At 68.4% G+C, this 19,022-nt stretch carries 17 protein-coding genes; 10 read left to right on the forward strand and 7 right to left on the reverse strand.

Annotated features, from left to right (window positions below; all coding sequences use genetic code 11):
- Window positions 1-28 precede the first annotated feature (28 nt).
- The gene (locus tag D7X30_RS10685) at window positions 29-1,204 is read right to left on the reverse strand and encodes a trypsin-like serine protease (RefSeq protein ID WP_120562789.1); all 1,176 of its coding nucleotides are present in this window, start codon (window positions 1,202-1,204) and stop codon (window positions 29-31) included.
- A 73-nt stretch (window positions 1,205-1,277) separates the two neighbouring features.
- Between D7X30_RS10685 and D7X30_RS42755 the strand changes: the two genes are divergently transcribed.
- The 3 genes from D7X30_RS42755 (at window position 1,278) to D7X30_RS43405 (ending at window position 4,448) form a co-directional block, all read left to right on the forward strand.
- Window positions 1,278-2,213, forward strand: a complete 936-nt coding sequence (locus D7X30_RS42755; RefSeq protein WP_233591537.1) for a GNAT family N-acetyltransferase — start codon at window positions 1,278-1,280, stop codon at window positions 2,211-2,213.
- A 64-nt stretch (window positions 2,214-2,277) separates the two neighbouring features.
- Window positions 2,278-2,865 carry a PadR family transcriptional regulator gene (locus tag D7X30_RS10695; RefSeq protein ID WP_120562790.1) on the forward strand — a complete coding sequence of 196 codons (588 nt, stop codon included), beginning with the start codon at window positions 2,278-2,280 and terminating at the stop codon, window positions 2,863-2,865.
- Entirely contained in the window at window positions 2,862-4,448 is a 1,587-nt protein-coding gene (locus tag D7X30_RS43405; protein ID WP_120562791.1) for a nitrilase-related carbon-nitrogen hydrolase, read from the forward strand. Before D7X30_RS10695 ends, D7X30_RS43405 begins: the two co-directional genes overlap by 4 nt.
- Before the next feature lie 12 nt (window positions 4,449-4,460).
- On the opposite strand, the gene D7X30_RS10705 is transcribed toward D7X30_RS43405, so the two are convergent.
- Together D7X30_RS10705 and D7X30_RS10710 are read right to left on the reverse strand one after the other, a co-directional pair.
- The gene (locus D7X30_RS10705) at window positions 4,461-5,207 is read right to left on the reverse strand and encodes a hypothetical protein (protein WP_120562792.1); all 747 of its coding nucleotides are present in this window, start codon (window positions 5,205-5,207) and stop codon (window positions 4,461-4,463) included.
- A 57-nt stretch (window positions 5,208-5,264) separates the two neighbouring features.
- The gene (locus D7X30_RS10710) at window positions 5,265-6,920 is read right to left on the reverse strand and encodes a right-handed parallel beta-helix repeat-containing protein (protein ID WP_233591508.1); all 1,656 of its coding nucleotides are present in this window, start codon (window positions 6,918-6,920) and stop codon (window positions 5,265-5,267) included.
- A 212-nt stretch (window positions 6,921-7,132) separates the two neighbouring features.
- On the opposite strand from D7X30_RS10710, the gene D7X30_RS10715 reads away from it, so the two are divergent.
- Both D7X30_RS10715 and D7X30_RS10720 read left to right on the forward strand, forming a co-directional pair.
- Window positions 7,133-7,732: a TetR/AcrR family transcriptional regulator gene (locus D7X30_RS10715; RefSeq protein WP_120562793.1), complete on the forward strand. Its 600-nt coding sequence runs from the start codon at window positions 7,133-7,135 to the stop codon at window positions 7,730-7,732.
- Window positions 7,733-7,769: 37 nt separating this feature from the next.
- The gene (locus tag D7X30_RS10720; protein WP_120563267.1) at window positions 7,770-8,747 is read left to right on the forward strand and encodes an alpha/beta hydrolase; all 978 of its coding nucleotides are present in this window, start codon (window positions 7,770-7,772) and stop codon (window positions 8,745-8,747) included.
- Here D7X30_RS10720 and D7X30_RS10725 read toward each other — a convergent pair.
- Entirely contained in the window at window positions 8,729-10,522 is a 1,794-nt protein-coding gene (locus D7X30_RS10725; RefSeq protein ID WP_120562794.1) for a C1 family peptidase, read from the reverse strand. The genes D7X30_RS10720 and D7X30_RS10725 overlap by 19 nt on opposite strands.
- Window positions 10,523-10,838: 316 nt before the next feature.
- Here D7X30_RS10725 and D7X30_RS10730 point away from each other — a divergent pair, with 316 nt between their 5' ends.
- A complete protein-coding gene (locus D7X30_RS10730; protein WP_147443157.1) occupies window positions 10,839-11,876 on the forward strand; it encodes a hypothetical protein in 1,038 nt (345 codons plus the stop codon).
- A 74-nt stretch (window positions 11,877-11,950) separates the two neighbouring features.
- On the opposite strand, the gene D7X30_RS43800 is transcribed toward D7X30_RS10730, so the two are convergent.
- Window positions 11,951-12,256 (reverse strand): hypothetical protein, encoded by a 306-nt coding sequence (locus tag D7X30_RS43800; protein ID WP_120562796.1) that lies wholly within the window; start codon window positions 12,254-12,256, stop codon window positions 11,951-11,953.
- Window positions 12,257-12,674: 418 nt separating this feature from the next.
- Between D7X30_RS43800 and D7X30_RS10740 the strand changes: the two genes are divergently transcribed.
- A complete protein-coding gene (locus D7X30_RS10740) occupies window positions 12,675-13,976 on the forward strand; it encodes a serine protease (RefSeq protein ID WP_120562797.1) in 1,302 nt (433 codons plus the stop codon).
- Window positions 13,977-14,031: 55 nt separating this feature from the next.
- Here the strand turns inward: D7X30_RS10740 and D7X30_RS41925 are convergent, their stop codons facing one another.
- On the reverse strand, window positions 14,032-14,190 hold the full coding sequence (locus D7X30_RS41925; protein WP_158619234.1) for a hypothetical protein: 159 nt from the start codon (window positions 14,188-14,190) through the stop codon (window positions 14,032-14,034).
- 538 nt (window positions 14,191-14,728) lie between these two features.
- On the opposite strand from D7X30_RS41925, the gene D7X30_RS10745 reads away from it, so the two are divergent.
- The 3 genes from D7X30_RS10745 (at window position 14,729) to D7X30_RS10755 (ending at window position 17,440) form a co-directional block, all read left to right on the forward strand.
- A complete protein-coding gene (locus tag D7X30_RS10745; RefSeq protein WP_120562798.1) occupies window positions 14,729-15,346 on the forward strand; it encodes a hypothetical protein in 618 nt (205 codons plus the stop codon).
- 216 nt (window positions 15,347-15,562) lie between these two features.
- Window positions 15,563-16,441 (forward strand): monofunctional biosynthetic peptidoglycan transglycosylase, encoded by an 879-nt coding sequence (gene mtgA / locus D7X30_RS10750; RefSeq protein ID WP_120562799.1) that lies wholly within the window; start codon window positions 15,563-15,565, stop codon window positions 16,439-16,441.
- A gap of 57 nt (window positions 16,442-16,498) precedes the next feature.
- Window positions 16,499-17,440, forward strand: a complete 942-nt coding sequence (locus D7X30_RS10755) for a hypothetical protein (RefSeq protein WP_120562800.1) — start codon at window positions 16,499-16,501, stop codon at window positions 17,438-17,440.
- 19 nt (window positions 17,441-17,459) lie between these two features.
- Here D7X30_RS10755 and D7X30_RS10760 read toward each other — a convergent pair whose 3' ends face one another.
- On the reverse strand, window positions 17,460-18,827 hold the full coding sequence (locus D7X30_RS10760; protein ID WP_120562801.1) for a hypothetical protein: 1,368 nt from the start codon (window positions 18,825-18,827) through the stop codon (window positions 17,460-17,462).
- Window positions 18,828-19,022: the final 195 nt, after the last annotated feature.

Consider the following 19,022-nt stretch of genomic DNA (forward strand, 5'->3'; position numbering starts at 1 on the left):
CTCACGGCACCCGAAGCAGGCGGCCGTATCAATAGAAGGTACGTCCGAGCATGGAGGCCTCGACGACAGCCGTCTCGCCATACACGGAGATGTACCAGGTCCCCTGGCTCGGGTAGTAGAGCGAGCAATACTCCAGGTTGCTGTCCGTGGCGCCGGAGCGGCAGGTGTAGCTCGTCAGCGTGGGCGCTGCGTTGTAGCGCACGTAGAGGGTGCCATTGCCGGTGCCCTTCTGGAGCGACACGGTGAACGCGGGGATGCCCGACGGCAGGGTCAGGGAGTAGTGCTTCCAGCCGCCCTGGGCTGCGTTCACGTGCTGCAGCGTCGCCCGCGGCGCGGTATTCAGGCGCGGGGTCATGTAGTCGATGAACCCCTTGAGGTAGTCAGCCCTCTCGAAGATGTTCGGCGCAGAGCAGCCCAGGTTGTAGCTGGCGACACCCACCAGCTTCTTCCCAGAGGGACCGTCCACCACCAGCGGGCCCCCCACGTCCCCCGTGCAGAAGGCGTTGCCCTGCGCCGAACCATCCGCCCCCAGCTGGTCGGCGGTGAGGGGTTGCCCCAGCGCCAGGGAGGCATCCGCGTTGGACATCAGCGGCACGCTCATCTTCATCAACGCGTCTGGGATTGCGCTGCCCGGGCTCGTCTGTCCCCAGCCCGAGAGCGTGGCGATGACCCCCGGGGCGGTGTAGCCGGCGGAGACATCCGCCGCCGTCGCCACCGGCAGGGCCGCCACCGTGGTGCCATTGAGCGTCAGCGGGGTCATCAACCGCAGGAGCGCCGCGTCCTTGCCCTGCGTCACATCCCACGAGCCAATGAGGGGAATGATGTCCAGCAGCGTGCTCACCTGCCCCGCGCTGCTCATCGCCGACAGGCTGTTGCCGCCCGCCACGACACGCAGGGTGCTGGGATGCGGGGGCGTCACGGTGCCGGTCCCCAGCACGCACTGGCGTGAAGTGAGGACCCAGTGGGTGTTGATGATGGTGCCGCCACACAGGTGGTTCCCGGCCGTGTCCTGGAGGGACACCATCCAGGGGAACTCACCGGCGGAGGCGGGCGTGCTCCCCAAGAGAGGCTGTGCTCTCTCCGCCACGGCGGGCGCATCGCTGACCGCTTCAGGGCCACAGCCAGCGCCCAGGGACAGGAGGCCCAGCGCGACGGTGGCACGCAGGGAAGGGGACCACGAAAAGGACGAGCGGGGAGAGGTCATGCGGCGACTCTAGGGTTCGTCCTTGGGATGCGAGCAGGCTTGTTTCACCGTTTGAACTGGGAGTGTGGCCGTCATGGACGCAAAGGCATATCGCTGGCTCGTCAATGAGCTGGACAAGTGGCGGGTCCCCATCGACCTGGATGCCCTCCACAAGGGCGGACCCGAGGTGTTCGACGCGCTGGTGGAGATCCTCGAACAGGGCCAGTTCTCCGTCCGGCAGCGAAAGAACGCGCTCTGGGCGCTGAGTGACCTGTGCATGAAACGGGGAGCCTTTCTGGCGCGGAACACCATTCTGTATCGGCTCGCGAAGACCCTCGTCGTCGATGACGAGCAGGAGTTACGTGAAGTGGCGGCCCGGGTGCTGGTGCACCAGTTCTTCCTGCAGGAGGGCCACGCGGACCTGCGGCCACTGTTGAGCGCCGAGGAGCTGAAGTCGCTGCTGGAGCGCGCCGAGGCGCTGGGGTTGAGCGACGAGGTCCGCGACCACGTCTGGTATCGCTTCAATGGCATCACCGCGCGGCGGCGCTTCCACATCCGCCACGCATCGGTGGCTGACGGGATGATCCTCGAGGACATCCGGCGGGCGGCCTTCGAGCCCGTGTTCGCGTCGTTCCGCGCGCTCCTGGGCGACGAGATCTACGAACTCGCGCAGGCGAAGCAGGACGCAGTCCAGGCCGACATGCTTCGAGGGCTCATCGCTCCGGACTCGGGCTGGGACGTGTTCGTGGCCGAGGTCAACCTGCGCGTGGTCGGCTTCGTCGCGGTGAAGGTCGACCCGGAGACGTTCATCGGCGAGATAGGCCTGAACGCGGTCCATCCCGATCATGCCGGACACGGGGTCGGAACGGCGCTCTACGAATACGCGCTCGGCCACATGAAGCGCGCGGGCGCCAGGGTCGCCACCGTGGCGACCGGTGGCGATGCGAGTCATGCGCCGGCGCGGCGCGCCTTCGAGAAGGCCGGCTTCCATGCCGCCATTCCCAGCGTGTGGCTCTGCCGCCTGCTGTAGCCCGAGCTCCGGGGGGCTGGTGGCGGATATATCAGCCTGATATATCCGGACGGAGGAGGCAGTCATGGCGAGGGAGAGCACCTGTCGGTTCGCCATCCTGGGGATGCTGTGCCGGGAGCCGATGAGTGGGTACGACCTGCGAAGCGCCATCGAGCGGTCGGTGGGGCACTTCTGGCAGGAGAGCTACGGCAACCTGTACCCGACGTTAGAGCGGATGGCGGAGGAGCGGCTGGTGGAGCTCGAGCCAGAGGAGCGCTCGCGGGGCGGACGGGTCCGGAAGGTGTACCGGGTGACGGCGGCGGGGCGGAAGGCGCTCGCGGAGTGGCTGAGGCGGCCGGTGCTCCCGCACGTGGAGCGCAACGAGCTGTTGCTCAAGCTCTTCTTCGGGGCGCAGGTGGGGCCCGCGGACTCCCTGGCGCAGGTGGAGCGCAGCCGAGCCGAGGCGGAGGGGTTGCTGGCGGTGCTGCGCCTCATCGACGGGGACGTCAGTCACGCCCGGAAAGACGACCCGGAGTTCGCCTACCAGCACCTGTCGATTCGCGCGGGGCTGCTCGGGCTGGAGGCGCACCTGCGCTGGTGTGACGAGGCGCGCGAAGCACTTGAGCGGCTGAAGCCGACGACGGGTTCGACGAAGAAGAGGGGAGCGAGATGAGCAGTCATCCGGACGAAGGAGCGCGGCGTCTGTCCATGTCCATGCCGTGGCTCGCCCTGGGCGTCGGGGCTGGACTGGTGCTGTTGCTGAACACGGAGTGGGCGGTGCTGCCCGGCTGGCTGATGGGCGCCCTGTTCCTCTTCTTCTCCCGGCGGCAGCGTCCCGCGGTGGGCTTCGTGGGGCTCCTGGTGGCCAACACCGTCGCCGTCGGCGTGGCGAACCTGGGGGTGTTCCCGGGCTCCGCCGTGAGCGCCTTCGGCATGGCCCTGGGAGGCGCAGTGGTCGTCGCGGGGCTGTACCTGGCGGACCGGCTCATCGTGGGGCCGCAGGGCTCCTTCGTGGGGACGCTCTTCCTGCCGGCGGCGACGACGGGGCTGGAGTTCTTCAGCAGCCTGGGCAACCCGTTCGGCACGTGGGGCGTGCTGGCCTACACCCAGGCAAGGGTGCCGGTATTGGTGCAGTGGGTGTCGGTGACGGGGTTGTGGGGCCTGACGTTCGTCCTGGTGTGGTTCGCCACGGTGGCCAACTGGGCGTTCGAGCACCGGGAGACAGGGCGCCGCGTCCTGCCCGGAGTGTCGGTGTACGCGGCGGTATTGGTGGCCATCCTCGGCTTCGGAGCGCTGCGGCTCGCGGGGGCGGGGAGGGAGGGCGAGCCCGTCCAGGTGGCGGGCATCACGGTGGCGGGAGATGTGGCCACGGGCCGCGAGGCGGGGCTGTCCCGGCTCATGAAGGGCGAGGTCTTTGGTGATGAGGACTGGAGCGCCTTCGCCGGGGCCTCGCGAGCGGTGAACGAGGAGCTGCTGCGCCTGTCTGAGCAGGAGGCCGCGAAGGGGGCGAAGCTCCTCCTCTGGTCCGAGGGCAACGCGGTGGTGCTGGCCACGGAGCTGGAGGCGCTCATCGCGCGGGGGAGCACGCTGGCGCGCGAGCGGGGCGTGTGGCTCGGCATGTCGGTGGCGAGCATGACGCCCGAGGCGGAGCGGCTGCTGCGCAACGAACTCATCCTGGTGGGGCCGGATGGCGCGGTGGCATGGCGCTACGTGAAGTCCCGGCCGGTGCCGGGCTGGGAGGCGGAGCACTCCATCCCAGGCAGCGCGGAGCCGGCGGTGAGCCATGCCCCCGGCGTGGGAGTCCTGGGTGGCGCCATCTGCTTCGACGGTGACTTCCCGGGGGTGTTCGCCAGCGCCTCGGCGCGAGGGCTCGAGCTGCTCCTGCTGCCATCGAGCGACTGGAAGGGCATCAGCCCGTTGCACACGCGGCAGGCGGTGTTCCGCGCGGTGGAGCAGGGCTTCAGCATGGTGCGGCAGGTGAACCAGGGGCTGTCCGTGGCGGTGGACGGCTACGGGCGCGTGTATGGCGAACTGGACCACTTCACGGCGGAGGAGCGCGTGCTGCGCGCGGAGCTGCCGGTGGGCCGGGTGCCCACGCTCTACGCGCGCATCGGGGACTCGGTGGGGCTGCTCTCCGGGCTGGTCGCGCTGGCCTGGGTGCTCCAGGCCTCCGTGCGCGGGCTCATCGCGCGGCGGCGGAGCGTCACCAAGACCGCCCACACGGACGACCAGGGGCCACTGTCTGTCATTGACTGACGGTGGACTCAATCAGCCGCGTGCTTCGGTGAAGACCGGTTCGTTCCGCCGGATGCGTTCGAAGAGTTCGCCGTGGTCGATTTCGCCGAGGTCGATGTTCCAGAGGCCGGGCACCAGGAAGGCGGAGGCCCACAATGCGGCCTCCTCGCCGGAGCGCCCGTTCTCGAAGCGATGCTCCGTGCGGAGCTCTCCGTAGCACGCGACCTCGTGATCATTCTCATCCAGGAAGCGCGTCTCCAGGTTGCCCGCCACGATGAGACTCTCATCGTTGTAGACGCCCTGGATGACGTCCCGGACCACCAGGTCGCCCAGGACCAGGAAGTTCCCCGACGTCCGCAGTCCCTTTGCGACACAGCGGCCCAGGACCACGATGGTCGAATCCGGTCCGCAGTCGTCCAGGAATCCATCGACCTCCAGGTCGCCCAGCACGAGGAGGGGGCAGGTGACGAGCAGCGAGCCGGGAGCCTTCGCGTTGCCCGTCACGACCGTGGCCTTGGACAGCGACGCATCCAGTACGGCGTCCACGGGCTCAAGGAACTCGCGCATCACCACGGCGGCCAGGCCGACATGTGACACGGGCCCGGGGCACAGCGCCTTCGCGAGCGCGGCGGGCTGAAGGGGCTCGTCCTTGGGGAACGCCCTCTCCAGGGTCGTGACCCGGGGCGTGCCCTGATGGGAGAGCGCATCCCGGAGGGCTCCGTCCAGTCGGGCGAGCGTGGCCTCCGCGCGCGGAAGGAAGTCGTTCTTGGAAAGGAGCATGGGCGCGCATCCTATCCAGTCCTCGACCTATCCAGTCCTGGCCTTCGTCGGGTGCTGTCAGCGCGGGCCATAGACGGGCAGGTCCGCTCCCGCCTCGAATGCGCCCAGGTCCGGCGCCGGGCCGGTGAAACCCTCGTTGATGTTTGGCAGGGGCTGGCCCGCGTTCGCCGCGGCCGAATCCGCCCGGATGCGCAGGTCCGGCTTCGCGTAGAGCGTCATTGGGTCGGCGGGATACGCCACCGAGGTCGCGAACGCCGTGAGGTCCACCTGCACGGCATGCTGTTCGCTCGTTCCGGTTCGCAGGGTCTGGAGGCTGGTGAACGGGGTGGCGCCCAGGCGGCCCGTGACGGTGTCAGTGGTGGAACCCACTCCGTCGTAGTCGAGGCTCGAGCTGGCGACCTCCAGGTCGGGGACGTGCAACACCCGGCCGGTGCCACTGCTGTACCCATTGAACGTGCCGCCGGTCCCTCCCAGGAAGAGGTTGTTGCGCGCGTAGAGGTGCGCCACCGGACGGCCCGCGTAGATGCCGAACGCATCTCCGTGCTTGACCACCGTGTTGTGCAGGAGCACGTCACCCGTGCTGCCCCGGTAGAGTTTGAAGGCCACGTGCACCGCGTTGTAGATGGCATTGCGGACGAAGTACGTGGGCCCGCCCAACCCCGGCTGCGACGACACCGCGATGAAGTTGTTCGTCAGCCGGTTGCGGACGATGCGGCAGTTGTGGAAGCAGAAGTCCGCCTCGATGCCGTCATCCGCGTTGCCGGTCAGGTCGTTGTTCAGGATGTCGATGCTGAACTGATCCACGGACTCCTCGTCCTCCATGAGGGAGATGCCGTCCCGGAACCCCGTCACGCGGTTGTGCAGGATGACGTGCCCCGGGCCGTTGACGGCGATGCCTTCGCCCAGGTTGTCTCCGCTGGCGCCGAGCGACGCCTCCGCCCACTGCGTCAGGCCCGTCACCACGTTGTCCGCGATGTATGCGTTCTCCGCGCGGGTGAAGGTCACGATGCCGTCGCCTCCATGGGCGCTGCTGGCATTGATGGCGCAACGCTGGATGATGATGTGCTTCGAGCCGTTGAAGCGGATGCGGCCGTTGACGGTGAGTCCTTCGAGGTGGACGTGGGACTGGGCGAAGAGGTTGATGGCGCCGTTGATCACCACCCCGGCCGTCCCCCGGAGCACGATGGGCTTTCCTTCCGTGCCGCTCCGGGACCAATCAAAGCCAGCGTAGGTTCCCGCGCCCAGTTGGAGGACATCCCCCGGCTGTGCGCTCGCGGCGACGCTGGCGAACGTGCCGGGTGTCACTGCCTTGACGGGGGCGCCTGCCATGGGGACCGGCACCGGGCGGGTGGTGGCGGTCGCGGTGCGAGTGGTCGTCCCGCCATCAGGGTCCGTGAGGGTGAGCTCCAGCTCGTAGGTCGTCCCCGGCTGGAGGTCGAACACGCTGCCGGAATGGCGGCCCGTCCAGCTGAAGCCCTCGTTGCTGCCCGCGGCCACGCGGCGCAGCGGCAGCGCTTCGCGCCAGGGGCCGGTGCCCGAGGCCCGGTAGCGGACCGTCACCACGCCATTGGCGTTGGCATCTCCGCTGAACGCCCACTCCACGGTCAGGTGGTGCAGCGTCGGGAAGGGCAGACTTATCGCGCCGGCCACCGTGGCATTGTCCCCGAGGCTTCCTCCATCGCTGCCGCCGTCGGAAAGGAGTCCCCCATCCATGGGTTCGCCCTCATCCGGTGTCGCATCGGAACAGGCGACCGACGTCAGCAGTCCAAGAACACAGGCCCAGCGCCAGGATGAAGGGGTCATGGGTTTCCTTTCCGCCCACCTTGGTCCGACGCGGTCCATGCGGGCAATGAACCTGGCCCTTCTGGGGCTTGTTCGTTGCCAGGGCGGTTGCGAAAAAAGCACGACCGTTTTATGAAGAGCCCATGCGCAAGGGCGAGCTCACCCATCAGACCATCCTGGAGACGGCCGTCCGGCTGGCGAGCCGGGTGGGGCTGCAGGGGCTGAGCATCGGGGGGCTGGCGGAGGAGCTGGGCCTCTCCAAGAGCGGCCTGTTCGCGCACTTCAAGTCCAAGACGGAGCTGCAGGTGCAGGTCCTGGAGGCGGCCACCGTCGTCTTCACCGAGCGCGTCATCCGCCCGGCGCTGGGCAGGGCCCGCGGCGAGCCCCGGGTGCGGGCGCTCTTCGACGGCTGGCTCACGTGGGACCGGGACAAGCTGCTCGAGGGCGGCTGCATCTTCGTGGCGGCGGCGGCGGAGCTGGACGACGCGCCCGGGCCCGCGAGGGACACGCTGGTGCAGGGGCAGCGGGACTGGCTGGACTGCCTGGCCCAGGCCGCGCGCATCGCCGTGGCGGAAGGGCACTTCCGCGACGCGCTGGACGTGGAGCAGTTCGCCCATGATCAGTACGCGGTGATGCTGGGCTTCCACCACGCGAAGCGGTTGATGCGGGACCCCCAGGCCGAGGCGCGAGCCCGCCGGGCCTTCGACGCGCTCGTCACCGCCGCGCGCACCCCCACTTCCTGACCTTGTTGTTGCCGTGTCCTTCGAGGAGGACCTCATCATGGCTGAAAATAGCACGAACGTTCGGACGAAGATGGCGCTGTGGGGTGTGCGGGCGGCGGCGCGGAGTCTGGGGGCGGTGGCGCCCGGGCTGGCGGCGGAGTGGTCGGAGCGGCTGTTCCTGACGCCCCAGCGGCCGCGGCGCTCGCGCACGGCGGAGGCGGTGCTGGCGCGGGGCCAGCCCCGGGTGTTGAGGGTGGAGGGCGAGAAGGTGGCGGTGTGGAGCTGGGGCGAGGGCCCCCGGGTGCTGCTGGTGCACGGGTGGAGCGGCTACGGCGGGCAGCTCACGGCCTTCGTGCAGCCCCTGGTGGACGCGGGTTTCTCGGTGGTGACGTACGACGCGCCGGGGCACGGGGCGTCCTCCGGGCGCACCAGCTCGCTGCCGGAGCTGGCGGGGATGGTGGCGGCGGTGGGGCAGGCGACAGGCGGGCCCTACGCGGTGGTTGCGCACTCGTTCGGCGCGGCGGCCACGGCGGTGGCGCTGCGGGACGGGATGAAGGTGGAGCGCGCGGTCTTCATCTCGCCACCGGCGGATCCGCTGGCGGGCATCCGGGCCTTCGCGGACACGGTGGGCCTGTCGGAGGCCCTGTGGCGGCGGATGGCGGCGCGAATCGAGGCGCGCTTCGACATGCGGCTGGCGGACCTGGCGCTGCCTGCCTTCGCGCCAGGGTTGGACGTGCCGCTGCGCATCTTCCACGACGTGGGGGACCGCGAGGTGCCGCTGGAAGCAGGCGAAGCGGTGGCGCGCGCGTGGCCGGGCGCGAAGCTCACGCGCACGGAAGGACTGGGGCACTTCCGCATCCTCTATGCGCCGGAGGTGCTGTCACCCGCGGTGGACTTCCTGGCGGAAGGACGGCCGGGCAATGCCTGGCCCGGGCCGGAGCTGCTGGCGTCGGTGGCGTCCGCGCGAGGGATGCGGCGGCGAAGCGCGGGCAACGCCGCCGGCATGGGTGACAAGGGTCAGGCCCGGGGCCCATGAGGCCGCTTCGGGGCCGCGACTTCCTCCGTCTTCGGGGGGAGGACGTCCTCCTGCGGAGACTCGGTCACCTTGCCGCTTCCGCGCAGGCGCTCCTCGACGAGCGCCATCTGCATCTGCTGGAGCGCGGTGAGCCGATGCTTCGCGGTGCTTCGGGTCTCTTCCTTGATGGCCCGCTCCAACTCGACGACCGTGCCGAGCTGGTCATAGACATCTGACTGTCCTTGAAGGAAGGAGTCCGCCCCGAACACCCCCTTGAAGCAGGGGATGACATGTCCCTGTTTCCCGAGCGCCGCCGTCACCTCGCCCAGCAGCAGGCGCGCCGCTTCCTCCGTCCGCACGAGGGACTCGGCCTCCACCTCTGCTCCCTGTCCGGCGAGGGCGGTCCCCAGGTGGCTCTTCTTCACGATGCTCTCCACGTCGTGCAGCGTCTTGGAGAGCTCCTCCGCCCCCTTGCTGCTCTCCACGAGCAGGAGGTTCAGGTAGAGCGCGCCAATCACAGGCGCTCCCTTCCATACCTGGAGGCCGCCATCCCCGAAGCGGATCTCCCTGCCGGCTCCGTCCTGATGGAAGACGCCCTTCATCGGCTCCGCGGCCGAGGAGAGGAGCGATGGAGTCCGGCCCGAGAGGTCCCAGGCGATCCCGACAAGGTAGAGATCGTTGGACGCCTGTCTCAGCAACGTGAAGTCGAAGGACGGGGTGATGCTCACGCGGCGCAGCCGCACCGAGATCTCCTCGCGAGTCGAACGAAGCCCCATCCGCAATGCGTCATGCGCAGCCTCCACGCCCGATGACGTGATGCGCAGGGGGATCTCGGTGAATGGATCATTCCCGCGGACCACCTGGATGAGCGCTGGCGTCCGCTCCGCACGGCTCGGACGCACCCTCCGCCTGCCCGGCTTCTCCTCCTCCTCGACGCCCTCCCGGGTCGCTTCCTCCGGAGGAATGATGGCGGCATCCAGCAGGGCCCAGCAGTCCGTCGCCAGGGGGCGCTCCCGGTCGAAGAAGGTCCACGGAAGCAAGCCGTAGCCGCCCATTCCCCATTCCGCACTCCAACTGTTCTTGAAGAGCACGTGGGAGTCGCTGTAGCCCACCGCGAGGACGGCGTGACCTCCCTCCACGGCCTCCTGCGGCGCCGGGTACGGGATGATCCCGCTCGCATTCACCTCCGGCGAGAACATCGAGCTGAAGCAGGTGAAGCCGAAGGCGAACGGCAATCCCGCGTCCAGCGCGCTCTTCAAATGCCCGATCTTCTCTTCCAGGCGGAAGTACTGGATGGCCCGGAAGTTCTGCGCGAAGGCGTACTGGAAGGCCTGTGGCTCGCGGTCGAAGTCGCTCTCCTTGTAGGGCCAGTATTCCTCTGGCGGCACGCCGAAGAGGCGCAGCGCGCGAATCGTGCTGCGGATGAAGGCCCCCGTGTCGCCCCGGCCCTCCCATCCCAGAAGCCGCCGGGTCGCCCGGTAGAGGAAGAAGCGCGAGGCCTCGATGTTCTCGCCCGTCATCCGGCGCTGGAAGTACTCATACAAGCCCACCACCGCGTTCGCCGTGCAGGAGCCAATCTGTCCCTGGTTTTCGACCGCGGAGCACCACTTGCGCAGGTCCACCCGCAGCGGGCCCACCGACCCAGCGCCCGCCGCCGTCACCCCCACCGCACCCTTCGGTGACAGCCGGGGCATGACCGCGGACAGGGAACGCTTCACCTCCGGCGCCCGCACCGTCAGGTCGCGGGGATCGAGCGGATCCGGTAACCAACCCAGTCTTGGAATCTTGTAGCTCATGAGGTCCCTCCAATGGTCCAAGTTCAAACCTGGGGCGCCCGCGTACCGAGGCAAGGCCCGAATCGTCGAGGCCATGGCGCCTTGAGGCCGAAGGGGTAGGCTGCCGCACGCCGGGCAAGCACCACCCCGCCACGCACCTCAGGGCACTCCACTGTCCAGCATTGGAAGGGCTTTGACAGGGATTGGCCTCCGTTCGCCAGACACGCCCTCAGGGATTCGACCCATCGCCGTTGGATTCATGTCGCGTGGGTTTGCCATTGGGGGGATTCGCTTGCACCAGAGACCGCTGAAGCGGATGTGGCGGAGTACGGCCTTCATGTGGGCGCTGACCGGGCTCCTGTTCCTGGGCGTTCCAGGCTCGGGAGGTGGAGCACGGGCCCAGGGGGCCTCGAGCGTTGGTGCTACGGCGCCCGACACCACGCTCACCTTCGCGCCGACCAGTCCCAGCGGCCAATCCACGGCCCGTTTCACCTTCACGGGCTCGGAGGGTGCTCGTTTCGAGTGCAGCCTGGATGGGGCGGACTTCAGCACCTGCGTTTCGCCAGTGGCCTACGCCAACCTGTCCAAGGGGCCTCATGTCTTCCAGGTGCGGGCAATGGATGGCGCCGGCAACGTGGATGCGACCCCCGCGAGCCACGACTGGATTGTGCTTTCGCCCGGGCCCGATACCCGTATCTACTCCGCTCCGCTGCCCGTTTCCTTCTGGCGCGTCGCGAGCTTCGCGTTCACCGCTGAGTACGCGGGAGCCCGCTTCGAGTGCAGCTTGAATGGCGAGGCCTTCAGCGCCTGCACTTCGCCTGTCACCTACGCCGACCTGCCCGACAATGCCTATACGTTCCGGGTGCATGCATACGACAAGCGCGGCATCAGGGATGCGACCCCGGCCTCCTACTCCTGGCTCGTGGACCTGACGACGCTGAGGGCCCCAGGCATCACCTCGCCCTTCCTCGGCGCGACCCTGGACGGACCGATGCCTGTCTTCTCCGGCACCGCCCGTCCTGGCCTCACCATCTCCGTCATCGTGGATCTGGAGGAAATCGGATCCACCACCGTCGATGCGGCCGGCCTCTGGTGTGTCACCTCCTCGCAGCCTCTCTCCGCGGAGAGGCTCCATGTCGTGACGGCCCATGCCCACGAGAATGGGAACACCAGCCTGGTCAGCCTCGCGGTGAGCTTCAAGGTCAAGCTCGCCGCGGAGGAGTCAGTGGAGCAGGAGGAGGCAGGCGGATGCTCGGCGGGCCCGGGAGATTCCTCGTGGCTGCTGGCGAGCCTGGGCCTGCTGGCGGGGACACGCCGGCGGAGTCGGCACGCGGCGCACGAAGGTCAGGGAGGTGATGCCCCGCACTTGAGTTGACCCCTTCAGGGGTGGACGCAGCCCGGCTTGAAGCCCGTCGACTGGGCCGTTGGACCCACTGCGGACAGACTCAGCTATTGCTGGGGCCTCCACCAGAGCCCCTTCAGCCCTGCGTGTTCACATGCCTGCCGGACCTTGAGCGCGGCCCGCTCGCGACGCTTCGCGAGGGCCGCCTGCGTCCGCGCCGCTTCGGCCTCGGGGCTGGGTGACTCGCTTCTCAGTTCCTCGGCGACAGAGGGCAGTTTCTCCGCTCTGCGGCCGAAGACGCGCCGCTCCAGCGCCGCCATTTGCCCCTTGAGGGTATCCAGCTCCCCGCCGATTCGGCTCACATGCTTCCGGAGGGTGGCGACTGCGTTCAGCCTCGTTACACGAATACCCATCTCAAGCGCTTGAACGCGGTCCTGTCGCGCCGGGCCTCGGGTTTGACGGTGAGCAATGATTGCTCACAGCCGGGTGATACCAATGCGCCCTTGGGAGGGTGCTTTGAAGGGAGGTTCGGCTTGCCGTCAGCCGCCCTGGTCAGCGCTTTCGACACGGATGTCCGTCACGGACGCGGGATGCCAGCTTCCTCGTTTCGCTGGAGCGGCTGGGAGCTCAAGAGCGTGGCGCGCTGTTCTCCGGAGGGGGAACGAAGTTCATTCCCGCAGGAATTATGCACTCTCCTCCTTGCTGGGAGTTCCGGGACCACGCCGAGTCCTGATTAAGGACGCGTTGCGGAGAGTGCATGGTTGGCGCGAGCATGCGGTCCGCTGCTCGCCCCCTGGCGGGCGGTCCTCACCCTCAAGGAGTGTTCAGCACATGCGAATCCCCCGGACTTCCGGCCGTAGGACGCTGCTCGGAACGCTGCTGTGTACCCTTTCCCTCGTGGCCTGTGGTCCGGCCCCCGAGGCCGAGTCCACCGACAACGCTCCCCTGGGCACGGAGAAGCAGCCCGTCGTCTACGGGACTGACAACCGCACGGACGTGTACGCGCACACGAACGCCACGCTGCGTGCCCGCGCTCAGCAGTCCACCGTCGCGCTGATGAACCCTTCGGACTTCAACGCGACCAAACCCGACGACGTCACCTTCAACGCGTCCACGCTGCGCTCCGCGTACAACCTCTGCACCTCCGAGCGCTTCCTGGACGACCAGACCCCGGCCTTCTGCTCCGGCACGCTCATCGACGATGACCTGGTGCTCACGGCGGGCCACTGCATCACCAGCGCTTCGGCCTGCACCAGCACGCGCTTCGTCTTCAACTTCTACCGCACCGCCGCCGGCTCCATGCAGAAGGTGACGACCGCGGACATCTTCTCCTGCCAGGCGATTGTCGCGCGCCAGCAGGCCACGGTGGGCGGTCGCAACCTGGACTTCGCCATCGTCCGGCTGGACCGGCCGGCCACCCCGCGCTTCACGCCCGCCCCCATTCGCGCGGGCAACGCCGCGCTGCCCGTGGGCACCAACGTGACGGTCATCGGCTCGGGCAGCGGCATTCCCTTCAAGATCGACTCGGGCGGCTCGGTGCGTGACGCGCGCGCGGGCACGCTGGACTACTTCGTGGGCACCACGGACACGTTCGGCGGCAACTCGGGCTCGGGCGTGTACGAGAACAACGGCTACACGGTGGCCGGCATCCTGGTGCGCGGCGAGACCGACTACAAGGCCAACGGGAGCTGCAACGTCGTCAACACCTGCACGGAGACGGGCTGCCGCGGCGAGGACATCACCTACGTTCGGCCGGCCATCGACGAGTACTGCGGCGTGGCGACCAGCACGCGTCTGTGCGCGGGCTACCCGCCGCCCGCGACGCCGGTGACGTTCACCTTCACCGCCACCAACACCAACAGCGCCAACCAGAACACCGTCAACCACAACGTCACCCTGGCCGCCGGGCAGACCCTCAAGTTCGGCACCTGCACGGTGCCGGGCGCCTCCGGCACGGGTGACACGTACCTGCGCCTGTACAACGGAGCCACCCAGGTGGCCTCGAACGACGACGCCTGCGGCACGCTGTCCTACGCGAGCTTCAAGGCCACGACGGCGGGCACCTACCAGATCCGCGTCGGCTGCTACAACAGCGGGAGCTGCAGCGGCACGGTGGCGTACACCGTCCAGTAGTCCCTGAAGGACCGAAGCGGGCGGTGGCGTCCGTCACCGCCCGCGCCGGGCTCCTTCACTCCGGCAGCACGATGGGCGAATCGTCGTAGGTCCGCCCCGGCTCGTCCCCGAACCAGAAACCGCGGTACGTGAACCCCTGCTGGCTGCCGCTGATGTCGAGGAACACCTCGACCGGCTTGCCGTCGGTGGCCAACGCCACGGCGCGGCTGCCCAAGGGGCTTCCCGGGGGACTCCTCCATCCGAACAGCAGCCTGGGGGAGAAGCGCCATGGCGTTGGCCACCGAAGGCAGCGTGGTGCCGATGACCGAAGCGGCGTTGCCATTGGGACGCTCTGCCAGAGCTGTTGATGGGGGTAGACGTGCCCAGTTGGATGCGCTGGCCGTAGCGAACGTCGGCGGCACCGTCCTGATACATGGGTCGCATGATGGGGGGCTTCCAGGGGTGGGAAGGGACCGCCGCCGCTTGCGTTTCGTCATCACGCAGCCGAGTCAGTCTGGGACGCACGGCACGCCATGCTCAAGCGTCACGACGCCAGGGCCCGTGAGGTAGACAGACCAGGCCCGTGCACGTGTTGTATGGGGTTGGGTGGTCCGCGACATCCCAGCCAGCAAGCGCCGCGCGTGGATGGTTCTGTCTATAATCAGCGGACCTTGCTGCCGGCGCAGGCGGACAGCTCCCGCGGCCACTTCACGAGGACACGCCACATGAAGAGGGTGACATTCCCATCGAAGAGTAAAGGGGTGGAGGGATGGATGTCGGAGAACGACAATTTCTTCATCCCGGATGACTGGGGTGGGCAGGTGATTTTCGCGACATCCGCCCCGTTGAACAGCGACGTGCACCGGAAGCAGGGATTGAGCGACACCTTGTTCAACAGCAAGATCTACGTCCCCTGCGTCTCCACGACGTTCATCAAGGACTGCCTGCACACCGCCGAAGAAATCATGTATCAGTCGCAGTTCGACCCGAAGGACGAAGCGACGCGCAGCAGGAGCGTGGAGATGGGCTGCGACTTCGGGAACAGCACGCTGGAAAACATTCTCGTCGCCAATTCCCTGAGCAGTGGCAAGGGCAGCAATGACAATGCGATGCCGCTCGCGAGCCAGGCCTATGTCATCGTCAACTTGAAGTGGGACAGGGAGGGCACCTCCCCCTACCACGCCGCCGGGGTGGTCGCGGTGGATGGCGGTGACCGCATCACGCTGGAGGTGTTCGCGAGCACCCGCACTTCGTATGCGCGGAAGGAGGCGGGCTGCTATCGCATGTACAAGACGTCGGGCGATGAGGGAGACACCTTCCACGGCGCATGGGGCCCCCAGAAGGCGTATTTCTCCGACAGCGCGGTCACCTTCGCCATCTGCAGGAAGTGAGGGAGCCTCCGGTGCCGGGGGTTGGGGTCTCTTCACTGACTACTGGGTGGGGACCGGAAACGGCGCGCCGGCCCCTGACCCGACCGCGCGGACCACCGCGGTGGACGAATTGAGCCGGGTCAAATCCGCGTCCGCTCGGAAAGGGCGCGCCGCCGGGGGCCGTCCCGGCCGTCTTCTGGACAGAGGGGGCTGATCGGGGCAGATGTAGGTGTACCGATGACATCCCGTCCGCCCTCCGCGCGCGCCTCCAACATCCGGACGCAGAAGACGAAGCAGCTCTCCTCCGGCGCCCGGCGCGTCGTGGGGAAGCCCTCCGGCTCGGGCTGGGGCCGCTGGGTGCTCGGCGGGTGGCTGATGCTCGCCCTCTGGCTCGGCGTGGAGTTCGCGCGGATGCCCGACGTGAGCTCCCTGCGGACGCAGAACCCGCGCACCACCGCGCTCATGGCCCAGCGAGCCGAGGAGGCGCACGAGGCGGGCAAGAAGCCTCGCGCGCGCCAGGCCTGGGTGTCGCTCGGAGCGGTGGCCCCGCACGCCGTGGACGCCGTGCTGATCTCCGAGGACGCGCGCTTCTACAAGCACGAGGGCGTGGACTGGACCGAGGTGGAGAACGCCTTCGAGCAGTCGGTGCGCGAGGCGCGCCTGGGGCGCGGCGCCTCCACCCTCACGCAGCAGTTGGCGAAGAACCTCTACCTCTCCACGGACCGCAGCCTGCTGCGCAAGGGGAAGGAGCTGCTGCTCGCGCGCCAGTTGGAGGACCACCTGTCCAAGCAGCGCATCCTCGCGCTGTACCTGAACGTCGTGGAGTGGGGAGAGGGCGTCTACGGCATCGAGGCGGCGGCGCGGGAGCACTTCGGCCTCTCGGCCCGGTCGCTCAGCGTGGCGCAGGGCGCGATGCTCGCGGCCATGCTGCCCGCCCCCCGTCGCTGGCTGCCGGCGCAGCGGCCCGAGACCCTGCGCTCCCGTGCTGGTGTCATCATCGGGAGGCTGGAGCGCGAGGGGCGCATCAGCGGGGCGCAAGCCCGCGAGGCCCAGGCCGAGCTCTCACGCTTCTTCGGTGTATCGCCCGCGCCCGGTCTGGTGGCGGAGGCCAGCTGAAGAACTTTTCGCGGGGCTGTGCGTGAAAGGTGCCACGCCCTTCCCGTCGAGGTTCTCGTGCGTGCCCTCCGCCCGCTGTTCTGCTGCATTGCCTTTGTCCTGTCGTCCACTCCAGCCCTCGCGCAGTACAACCAGGTGGCGGGTGAAAACGCTCCCATGGAGAGCGTTCGCCGGGTGGTGACGCGGAATGACGGTTCCCAGGAGGTGCGCGAATCGGTGCGCCCCGCGGCACGCGACGGCTTTGGCAATGCGAAAGGCAACCAGAACGACCTCGCGGTGGACGGCGCCTTCGAAGGTCAGACGGTGGCGGTGCTCCAGTTCTACACGCAGGGGTTCGACTTCTCGCTGGCGAAGGCCGCGCTGAAGGAGAAGGGCTTCTCCGTCTACCGCTGGAGCAACAGCGCGCCAGACCCCAAGGAGCTGCGCAAGGCGCTCCAGAAGGCGAGTCAGTTGTGGATCATCTCGGACGAGACGCAGCACCTGACGCCCGAGCACGTGAAGGTCATCAAGGAGTTCTTCGACGCGGGGCACGGCGTGTACATCTGGGGCGACAACGCGCCCTACTACGCGGACGCCAACGTGGTGGGCCAGGCGCTGCTGGGCACGGGCATGGAGGGCAACCTCATCGGCGACCAGACGGTCGGCCTGCGCAAGGACGGGGAGGGGCCGGGGCTGCTGCGCCGGCACCTGCTCACCACCGGCCTGGAGTACCTCTACGAGGGCATCACCATCGCCACCATCCAGCCGAGCCCGCGGCTCACGCCGCTGCTGCATGGCTCGGCGGGCAACCTGGTGGCGGCCTTCTATGACAACGGCGGCAAGCGGGCCATCTTCGACGGTGGCTTCACGCGCCTCTACAACAAGTGGGACACGGCGGGCACCGCGCGCTACGTGAAGAACGCGGCGGCCTGGCTGACCAACGTGGAGCGCTTCGGCGACGCGGTGGTGCGCGCGGACCTGCGCAACACCCCGGCCCAGAAGCCCGCGCCGAAGCAGTGAACCCTCAGGGGAAGCCCCTTCACCAGTAGCGGGCGGGGAGGGCGCGCAGGAACTGCGCATCCTTCCAATCCCAGACGCGTGAGGGATTCCTGTCCACGTTCACCGGGAAGGAGTTCCAGTTGTGGACGTCATAGGAGTTGGAGGCCCGCCAGTGGACGAACACGCTGAACACGGCCGTCACGACGAGCGCGCCCGCGAGGACGCGGTGCCGTGAGGGGGCCTCCAGCACCGCCTGCACGGGGAACGCGAGGAAGTAGGCGAGGTACGGCAGCACGTCGGTGAAGAAGCGTGGGCCAATGGAGTGCCCGGCCCACCAGATGAAGAAGGAGGAGATGACCGCCCAGTGCAGGACGAAGATGAGGGCGAAGACGACCTCGTAGGGCTCCAGGCTGCGGCGGCGCCACCGCTGGACGAGGCCCACCACGCCCAGCACGAGGAACGGTGAGAAGGCGAAGAGGCCTCGCGAGGGACTGACGAGGTTGGCGGCCAGGGCCATGAAGAACGGGCTGGAGAGCGGATCCACCGAGTGACGGTAGTAGGGCGAGAACACCGAGCCGTAGACAGACAGGTGGTACGCGCAGAAGGGAATCGCCACGAGCGCCGCACCCGCGAAGTAGGCCGGCAGCTGGCGGCGGAAGCGCAGGGCCATGAACCCGGTAACCACCAGGACGCTGAGGGAGTGCGTGGGCCGGCAGGCGTAGGCGGCCGCGACCCAGAAGCCCAGCGGGAACGCGGTGCGCGCGGTCTGCTCGGGCCGGGCCAGCAACAGCATGACGCAGGCGATGGCGAGGAGCCCGGGGCCGTGCTGCCAGAGCACGCGGCTCGCGGTGGAGTACGCCGTGGTGCCCAAGCCGAAGAGCAGCACGGTGACGAGCGCCGCCCCCGGGGACACCCGCCTGCGCAGGGTGACGAGGAGCACCGCCGCGGCGGCGCAGACGTAGAACGAGGCGATGAGGTTCTCGGTGCCGGCGAAGGCGCTCAGGTCCACCCTGACTGTGTTCCGGAACAGCCCCCGCCAGGCCAGCGCATCCGCACCGAACGTCCCCAGGCTGGGCAGCACCGGCTCCATCAGGGAGATCAATCCCTCGGCGGCGGCCAGGAACGGGAGCGCGGAGACCATCACGCCCGGCGGGTACACGTAGTACGTGCGGCCGCCGGCCTCGTTGCGCGCATAGGCGGTCCCCGGGAAGAACGACTGCCGGAACTCGTCCAGGTCGGTGTTGCCCTCGTGGAGGATGCTGGCCGCGGAAGGGATGGACCACAGCGAGTCCGTCTGCAACCGCGCCGGGCTCGTGATGTAGATGCCGAACAGGGCCAGACACATCAGCCAGAGCGCGAGCGTGGAGGACGCGAAGCCACCGCGCGAGGAGAGGGATGGGGGCGGCACGAAGGCGTTTCTAGCGAATCCGACGCAGAAACCCCAAGCCGCCGAGCGTCCCGCCAGAACGCACGCGCGTGTCCAGGCAACGCGCCATCCCGTACTTCATCCCTGTGTTCCCCAGGCGTGCGCTCTCGCACTGCGCTGGCACGTTCCACGCAAAGGCCCCGGGCTTGAGCGCCGCTGATCACGGGCGCTCATCAA

The sequence above is a fragment of the Corallococcus sp. AB011P genome (genome assembly GCF_003611605.1).
Classification (GTDB): domain Bacteria; phylum Myxococcota; class Myxococcia; order Myxococcales; family Myxococcaceae; genus Corallococcus; species Corallococcus coralloides.